This is a genomic window from Nocardiopsis sp. CNS-639, assembly GCF_000381685.1.
In the GTDB taxonomy this organism is placed as follows: domain Bacteria; phylum Actinomycetota; class Actinomycetes; order Streptosporangiales; family Streptosporangiaceae; genus Nocardiopsis; species Nocardiopsis dassonvillei.
The window spans coordinates 126,386-135,350 of record NZ_KB906868.1 but is presented as its reverse complement, the minus strand read 5'-3'; the positions used below and the strand labels follow the sequence as shown (position 1 = coordinate 135,350).

2 protein-coding genes are annotated in these 8,965 nt (G+C 75.9%); one reads left to right on the top strand and one right to left on the bottom strand.

Going from position 1 to position 8,965, the window contains the following annotated elements; all coding sequences use genetic code 11:
• Positions 1–50: 50 nt before the first annotated feature.
• The gene (locus G011_RS0121420; RefSeq protein ID WP_231391549.1) at positions 51–6,950 is read right to left on the bottom strand and encodes a non-ribosomal peptide synthetase; all 6,900 of its coding nucleotides are present in this window, start codon (positions 6,948–6,950) and stop codon (positions 51–53) included.
• Positions 6,951–7,086: 136 nt separating this feature from the next.
• On the opposite strand from G011_RS0121420, the gene G011_RS0121415 reads away from it, so the two are divergent.
• Positions 7,087–8,733 (top strand): (2,3-dihydroxybenzoyl)adenylate synthase, encoded by a 1,647-nt coding sequence (locus tag G011_RS0121415; protein WP_019610267.1) that lies wholly within the window; start codon positions 7,087–7,089, stop codon positions 8,731–8,733.
• Positions 8,734–8,965 lie beyond the last annotated feature (232 nt).

The window sequence follows — 8,965 nt, the reverse complement described above, 5'->3', positions numbered from 1 at the left end:
GAGGCCCGGAGCACCGGACGGCACGAGAGCGGCTGACGGGACGGGCGAGGTCAGATCACCCCGTCCTGGACGTCCTCCGCCCTGGTCGCACGGACCTGGTCGGCGAGCGCCGCGAGCGTGGGCGCGGCCAGGAAGGCCCGGGTGGACAGCTCCTCGCTGAGTTCGCGCCGCAGGACGGTGATCATGCGGATGGCCAGCAGGCTCGTGCCGCCCAGGGCGAAGAAGTTCGCGTCGCGGTCCTCGACGGCGGCGCCGGTCAGCTCGCCCCAGACGCGGGCGATGTGCTCCTCCACCCCGTCCGCGAGCGGGGCGCCGCACGGACCGGCCTCGGCGGCGGCCAGCTCCTCCAGCGCCCGGAGGTCGACCTTGCCGTTGGCGGTCAGGGGCATCTCCCCGACCGTCCGCACGCTGCCGGGAACGGCGTGCGCGGGCAGCCGGGCGGCGAGGTGGCGGGCCAGGCCGTCGGCCACGACGCCGGAACCGTCCACGGCCCCGACCCCCTCGCCGTCCTCGGTGACGAAGGCGACCACCCTGCGGGAGGTGCGCTCCCCCACCGTCAGCGCCGCGGCCCGGCGCACGCCGGGGTGGTCCTCCAGAGCCGCCTCGACCTCACCGAGTTCGAGCCGGTGGCCGCCCACCTTGACCTGGCGGTCGGCGCGGCCGAGGAACTCCAGGAGCGCGCCCGGACGGTAGCGGCCCTGGTCGCCGGTGCGGTACCAGCGCTCTCCCCCGGCGGTGACGAACCGGGCGGCCGTGCGCTCGGGATCGCCGCGGTAGCCGAGGGCGACCCCGGCCCCGCCGATCCACAGCTCCCCCGCCACCCAGTCCGGGCAGTCCAGCCCGTGGGGGTCCACCACCCGGTAGCGCTGGTCGCGCAGCGGCGTTCCGTAGGGCACCGAGGGCCACCCCGGCGGGACGTGGCCGCCGTCGAAGGCGTTGGACCAGATGGCCGCCTCCGTGGCGCCGCCCAGGGCCACCAGGTGGACGCGTGCGCCGCTCGCCTCGCGCAGGCGCGGCGCCAGGTCGCCGCCCACCCAGTCCCCGGAGACCAGGGCCAGCCGCAGCGAGGAGGGCAGCCCCCTGTCCTGCGAGGCCAGGAGCAGCATGTCGAGCAGGGCGGGGACGGTGTTCCAGACGGTGACGCCGTGCTCGGCGCACAGCGCGCGCCAGCGCTCGGGGTCGCGGCGCTCGTCCTCCTCGGGCAGGACGAGCGCACCGCCCGCGCCGAGCAGGCCGAACACGTCGTAGACCGACAGGTCGAAGTCGAGCGCGGACAGGGCCAGGACCCGGTCGCCGGGGCCGACCCGGTAGCGGTCGTTGATCTCGGCGACCGTGGTGAGCGCGGCGGTGTGGGAGACCTCCACGCCCTTGGGCTCCCCGGTGGAACCGGAGGTGAAGATCGTGTAGGCGGCCTCGCCGGGGTCGCGCGGCACGGGCACGTCCAGGGGCGGGGTCTGGAGGAGTTCGGCCACGCCGGCGGACCGGGGTGCGCCGGTGCCGTCGCCGACGGCCAGCACGGTCCGGGCCGCGCGGTGGATGCGCTCGCGCCGCAGCGGGGGCTGGCCCGCGCCGACCGGAACGTAGAGGGCTCCGGCGGCCAGGACGCCCAGGACCGCGCAGACCTGGTCGGGGCCCTTGGGCAGGCACACCGCGACCGCGTCGCCGGGCCGCACGCCGCGTTCGACCAGTCCGGCGGCGACGCGCAGGGACCGGTCCGCCAGTTCGCCGTGGGTGGTCACGGCCCGGTCCGTGACCAGGGCGGGGGTGTCGGCGCGTGCGGCCGCTCCGTCGAAGAAGGCGTCGTGCAGCAGGGCCTTCCGGGCGGTCCCGGAGGGGGCGTTGACCGAGGCGCGCACCACGCGCTGGTCGGCGGGCAGCATCCGGGCGCAGGCCTGCTCCCAGCCCTGTTCGCCGTCGCGGGCGAGCGCGCGCAGCAGTTCCAGGTAGGCCGCGAACATGGCGTCCAGGACCCCGGGGCGGAACAGGTCCTCCACCGCGTCCCAGTACACCTCCAGTCCGCCGCCGCTCTCCAGGACCTGGTTGTCCAGGTACACCTGGGGCGACTGGGACAGGCCCCACACCCGCCGCGGGAAGTCCGGGGACAGGTCCATGGACACCCCCTCGCCCACACCCAGGGAGCTGGTGAACACCACGGGGATCCCGGGCTGGGCGGTGCCGGTGCGCCGCGCCAGCTCGCGCAGCACCTCCTCGGCGGGCACCTCCCGGTGGTCCAGGTCCCGGCCCAGGCGCCGCTGGAGGTCGCGGGCCGCCCCGGCGGGGTCCTGGCCGGGCGCGCGGTGGTAGGAGGTCAGCGACAGGGAGGTGAAGTCGCCGAGCACGCGGCCGATGTGGGGGTGCAGGTCGTGGCGGTTGAACAGGGTGAGGGTGAGGCTGAGTTCGGTCTGCCCGCTCCACCTGCCGAGGACCTCGCCGTAGCAGGCCAGCAGCAGGGTGGCGGGGGTGACGCCCGCGGCGCGGGCCAGGCCGGTGAGGGCGTTCCACTCCTTCGGGTCGAGCCGGTCGGCCCTGCGGGTGAACCGGGGCCGGTCGACGTCGGCGGGATCGGTGCGCAGCGGCAGGGCGGGGGCGGCGGGCAGGTCCTCGACGCGCTCGCGCCAGTAGTCGCGGTCGCGCCGCTCGCGCTCGGGGTCCGGCCGCACCTGGGTGAGGTAGTCGCGGAAGGTCACCTCGACGGGGTCCAGGACGGCGTCGGGCTCGCGGTAGAGGAGGTCCAGCTCGGTGTAGAGGGTCATGATGCTGAGCGCGTCCAGGACCAGGTAGTCCAGTCCGACGCCGAGGCGGACACGTTCGGCTCCGTCGCGCGTGTAGCGCACGGCCCGCACGTCGAACAGGGGCCAGCGCTCGGGGTCCAGGACCTGGTGGGACATGGCCTCGCGCAGCTCGGCGAGCGCGGTGTCGGGGTCGTCGGGGTCGGCCTCGGTCACGGGGACGCGCACGGGCGGCACGGAGGGCAGGACCCGCTGGTAGCCGTCCGCGTCGAAGACGGCCCGGAGCATGTCGTGCCGGGTGACGAGCCGGTCCAGGGCGTGCTCCAGGCGGCGCATGTCCACGTCGGCGCCGTCGAACTCGGTGTAGTGGTAGGTGCCGACGCCGCCGAGGGTGAAGTCGGGGCTGCGCCCGGTGAGGTAGGCGCGCTGGACGCCGGTGGGCGGGAAGGGTTCGTGGCGCGAGGCGGGATCGTGGACGACGCGCTGGCCGCCGACGGCCTCGCCTCGGGCCGGGAGGCGGGCGGCGAAGTCGGCCAGGACGGGGTGGGCGAACAGGTCCGAGACGCCCGCTCCGGCGTGGCCGAGCCCGCGCAGGGCGGCCACCACGCGGGTGGCCAGCAGGGAGTCGCCGCCGAGCGCGAAGAAGGAGTCGGTCCGGCTGACCGGGCCGGAGCCCAGCAGGTCGGCCCAGACGCGGGCGACGCGGCTCTCGGTCTCGCCCACGGGGGGCTCGCCGGTGCGCGGGGCTCCGGCCAGGTGCTCGCGCAGGAGGCGGGAGACGGCGGCCCGGTCGGGTTTGCCGTTGGGGGTCAGCGGGATCCGGTCGAGGACCAGCACGGGGTCGGGGAGCATGGCGGGCGGCAGAAGGGTGCGGGCGTGCTCCGCCGCGGCCCCGGCCAGGGCGGCGGCATCCTCGGACTCCCGGGGAACGACGACCGCGGCCAGGCGGGGCGCGGGCTCGGTGAGCGCGACCGCGACCGCCTGGGACACCTCCGGGTGCGCGGCCAGCGCCGCCTCCACCTCGCCGGTCTCCACGCGCACGCCGTTCACCTTGACCTGGTGGTCGGCCCGGCCCAGGAACTCCAGGGTTCCGTCGGGGGCGTAGCGGGCCAGGTCGCCGGTGCGGTACCAGCGCCGACCGCCGGAGGTGACGAAGCGGTCCGCGGTGGCGTCGGGGGCGCCCCGGTAGCCGCGGGCCAGTCCAGCGCCGCCCACCCACAGCTCACCGGCGACCAGGTCGGGCCGGTCGCGCCCCTGGGCGTCGACCACGCGGCACAGCACGCCGGGCAGCGGGCGGCCCCAGGGTACGCAGGCCCAGGCGGGGTCGGCCCGGTCCACCTCCAGCAGGGTGGAGTGGATGGCGGCCTCGGTCATGCCGCCCAGGGCGAGGAACCGGCACTCGGGGGCGAGGGCGCGCAGCCGTTCGCGCAGGCCGGGGGCGACGCGGTCGCCGCCGAGCAGGACCGCTCGCAGGGGCGGCATCGGCGCCATGCCGGACTCGACCGCCGACAGCAGCATGTCCAGCAGGGCCGGTACGCAGTTGAGGACGGTCACCGACGCGTCCGAGGCGGCCCGGGCCCAGCGTTCGGCCTCGCGCCGTGTCCCGGGGTCGGCCAGGACGGCGGCGCCGCCCGCCGACAGCGGCGCGAACAGGTCGAAGACCGACATGTCGAAGCCGTAGTCGGCGAGCGCGAGGGTGCGGTCGCCGGTGCCGGTGTCCAGGACGGCGTTGAGCACGTCGATCGTGTGCGCGGCGGCCCGGTGCTCGACCTCCACCCCCTTGGGCGTTCCGGTGGAGCCGGAGGTGAAGAGCACGTAGGCCAGCGCGTCCGGCGCGATCTCGCGCGGGGTTCCCGGCGGGGTCTGCCGCGTCTGTTCGGGGGTGAGAACCGGGAGGTGGCCGGGGGCGGCCGTCCCGGGGGCGGAGGCGGGCGCGGCGGGATCGGTGAGGACCGCCGGTGCGGGGTCGTCGCAGATCAGCAGGTCGGGTCCGCCCTGGGCCAGGACGCGCGCGCGGCGGACGGCGGGCTGGTCGCGGCCCAGGGGGAGGTAGGCGCAGCCCGCGGCGAGCACGCCCAGGACGGCGGCGACCTGGTCGGCGCCCCGGGGCAGGTCCAGGGCCACGGTCGCGCCCGCGGGCACGGCCCCGGCCACCGCTCCGGCCACGCGCAGCGCCCGGTCGGCCAGTTCCCCGTAGGTCAGGGACGCGCCGTCGGTCAGGACCAGGGCGGTGTCGCCGGGGGCGGTGCGGGCGTGGTCGAAGAAGCGCCCGTGCAGCGGGCGGGGGCCGGGCGGCGCCGCGTCGGGGGTGTGCGCGGCACGCGCCCGGGCCCGGTCCGGGGAGGGTTCCGGACGGAAGGGGCGGCTCCAGGCCGCGGGGTCGTCGGTGAGGTCCTCGACGAGCGCGCGGTAGCAGGCGAAGGCGGCCTCCATGGTTCCGGGGGCGAAGGCGCGCTCGCGCAGGTCCCAGTTGAGCAGGAGCCCGCCGTCGAGTTCGGTGACCTGGGCGTCGAGCAGGACCTGGGGGCCCTGGGAGATGATCCAGGAGGGGCGGCCGAAGCACTCCTGCACGGGATCGGTGAACAGGGGGCCCAGGCCGATGGCGCTGGTGTAGACGACCGGGGCGAGGACCGGGTTGCCGCCGTCGAGGCGGGCCAGGTCGCGCAGGACCTCCACTCCCCCGTAGGCGCCGTGGTCGATCGCCCCGTGCAGGTCGGTCTGAACCCTGCGCGCCCGCTCGGCGAAGGGAGCGGGGTCGGCGGTGTCCACGCCCAGGAGCACCGAGCTGCTGAAGTCGCCGACGACCCGGCCGACGTCGGGGTGCAGGGGCGCGCGGTCGAACAGGGGCAGGTTCAGCGAGAACCGCGGGGCCGAACTCCAGGCGCCCAGCACCTCGGCGAAGGCGGCGGCCAGCGCGGCCGCGGGGGTGACGCCCGCGGCGCGGGCCCGCCGCTCGAACAGCCGGGTGCGCTCGGGGGTGAGCCGGTGGTGCAGGCGGGTGGAGCGGGTGGCGTCGGTTCCGGACGCGGCGGGGAGCGCGGCGCCCGGGAGGACGGGCAGTTCGGGCGGCGGAGGGATCTCGCGCAGGCGTTCGTGCCACCAGGAGCGGGCGCGCTCGCGCGGTCGGGGGTCGCGGGAGGCGCGTTCGGCGAGGTAGCGGGCGAAGCCGTACTCCAGGGGCGGAAGGTCGTCACCCCGGTAGGCGGTGCGCAGGTCCTCCAGCAGGACGCGCAGGCTGAGGGCGTCGGCCACGATCATGTCCAGGTCCACGTGCAGGCGGGTGGCACCGCCCGGCAGCAGGGAGAGGGCCACGTCCAGGACCTGTCCGGCGGCGACGTCCATGCGGCGGTGGGTGGAGGTGTCCCGGATCCGGGCGAGGACCCGGTCGGCCTCCTCGGGGTCCAGGCCGGTCAGGTCGTGGACCGTCACGGCGGGGGCGGCCTGCGCGAACGCGCTGGTCCCAGCGGACCCACCAGGCTCAGCAGAGGGCATGGATGCGCCAGGTGCGTCGGATGCGGTCCCCACAGGCGCACTGGACACAACGGACCCATCGGACTCCACAGGCGCACCAGACTCAGCAGACGGCACGGGTACGACAGGCGCGACAGACGCGGTGGTCCCCACAGGCGCGCTGGCCACAACGGACCCACTCAGCTCGACAGGAGCACCAGACTCAGCAGGCGCGTCAGCCGCTCCGGGCGCGGCGAGGACGGCGGCCGCGGGAAGCACGCGCTGGTGGCCGTCGTCGTCGAACCTCACACGCAGCATCGGGTGGCGCTCCACCACGGCCCGCAGGGCCGAGGCGAGGCGTTCGGGGTCCACGCCGTGGCCGTCGAACTCGGTGTAGAAGTGCGCCGCGACCCCGCCCAGCGGCTGTCCGTCCTGGCGGCCGATCCAGTAGGCGTGCTGCATGGTCGCCAGGGGGAAGCGCTCCCCCTCCGCCACCGGCCGCACGGGTTCCTGCAGCGCGGGGCGCTCCGTGGCCGCCGAACCCCGCAGCAGGGCGCTCCAGGCGGCCGCCGTCGGGTTGGCGGACAGGTCCTCGAAGGTGACGTCGAACCCGTCCTCCCGCCAGGCGCCCACCAGGCGGATCAGGCCCAACGAGTCCAGCCCGTGCTCGAAGAGGTCGTCGGTGTCGGCGAACCCCCGGGTTCCGAGCACCTCCGCCACCTGCTCGCGCACGGCTCCGGCTCCGGTTCCCGCCCCGGCGTGGTCTGACACGGTGTTCTGCCCCTCTGTGTTCGGGTTCGACACGATCAGCAATAATGAAAACCGTTTTCATTGCTGATGTGCCTATGTATAGCACTGCCGCGACCGCCCGGTCGACCCGGGCCCGCGGAAATACGGGAGGGATCACATGCCCCAGGACTGGCTGCGCTGGCCGAGGGAGCAGGCGAGGGAGTACCGCGAACGCGGCTTCTGGGACGACCGGAAGCTGGACGACCTGCTACGCGAGCGGGCCGACCGCCACGGGGAGCGCACCGCGCTCGTGTCGGGCGCGGACCGGCTCACCTACGCCGGACTGGACGGGCGCGTGGACCGGCTGGCCGCGGGGCTGGCCTCGCTCGGGGTGGAACCGGGCGAACGCGTCCTGCTCCAGCTGCCCAACCGGCGCGAGTACGTCGTCACGCTCTTCGCCCTGCTGCGGATCGGGGCCGTGCCGGTCCTGGCCCTGCCGACCCTGGGCGCCGCCGAGGTGGAGTCGCTCGTGCGCACGGCGCGGGCGTGCGCCGTCGTCGTCGCGCAGGGCAGGGGCCGCAGCGACCCCAGGGCGGCCGCGGCCCGGATCGCGCGGGACGTGCCGTCGGTGCGCGCTCTGGTCGTCGTCGGCGACCCCGGGGACACCGGCGGGGTGCGGTGGGACGCCCTCGCGGAGGCGGATCCCCTCCCCCGCGGCGGCGCCGCCGGGGAGAGCGGGCCGCACGGGCGCACCCCCGAGGTCGGCGCCGAGGACCTGGCCCTGCTCCTGCTGTCCGGAGGCACCACGGGCACCCCCAAACTCATCCCGCGCACCCACGCCGACTACGGGTACAACGCCCGGGCGTCGGCCGAGGCCTGCGGAGTGGGAGAGGACGCGGTCTACCTGGCCGTCCTGCCCGTCGCGCACAACTTCACCATGGTCTCCCCCGGGATCGTGGGCACCCTCGCGGTCGGCGGCACGGTCGTCCTGAGCCCCGACCCCAGCCCGACCACGGCCTTCGCGCTCATCGAACGCGAGGGGGTGACCATCACCTCGCTCGTGCCCGCGCTGGTGCCCTCCTGGCTGGACGAGGCCGGCCGGACCGGGCACGACCTGTCCTCCCTGCGCGTCCTCCAGGTCGGGGGGTCGCGCCTGGACGACACGACCGCCCGGCGCGTGGGCCCCGCCCTGGGCTGCCGCCTCCAGCAGGTGTTCGGCATGGCCGAGGGCCTCAACAACTACACCGGTCTGGACGACCCCGACGACCTCGTGTGCACGACCCAGGGCCGCCCCCTCTCGCCCGCCGACGAGGTCGCGGTGGTGGACGAGGCCGGAGACCCGGTGCCCCCGGGCACCCCCGGGGAACTGCTCACCCGCGGCCCCTACACCCTGCGCGGCTACTACCGGGCGCGCGAACTGGACGCGCTGCGTTTCACCCCGGACGGGTTCTACCGCACCGGGGACCTGGTGACCCGGAGCGAGGGCGGCGACCTGGTGGTCGTGGGCCGGGTGAAGGACCAGGTCAACCGGGCCGGGGAGAAGATCGCCGCGACCGAGGTGGAGGAGTACCTGCTGGCCCTGCCCGGCGTGCGGGCGGCGGCGGTGGTCGGCGTGGCCGATCCCGTCCTGGGCGAGCGCTCGGTCGCCCTGCTGGTGGCCGACGGACGGTGCCCGACCCGGGAGGAGGTGCGCGGCGCGATGCTGGAGCGCGGCGCGGCCGCCTTCAAGGTTCCCGACGAGGTGCGCGCGGTCGCCGGACTCCCCCTCACCGGGGTGGGCAAGGTGGACAAGAAGCGGCTGAGGCGGGAGTTGGCGGCTTCCTAGCCCGCGGGCTCGGGAGGCGTAGGAGGGCCGTGGGGCCGGTGGTGCCGGAAGGCCCGGCGGTGCCGGTGGGCCTGGTTACGCTAGTCGTCCTGGTGGGCCCGGTGATGCCGGTAGTACTGGTGGGCTCGATGGTGCCCGGTGGTGTGACGACCGGGCCGCTCCCACACGGTGATCCTGCTCCTGACTCGGGTGTCGGCGTCGACGGTGACGCCGGGAGCAGGATCACCGCCGG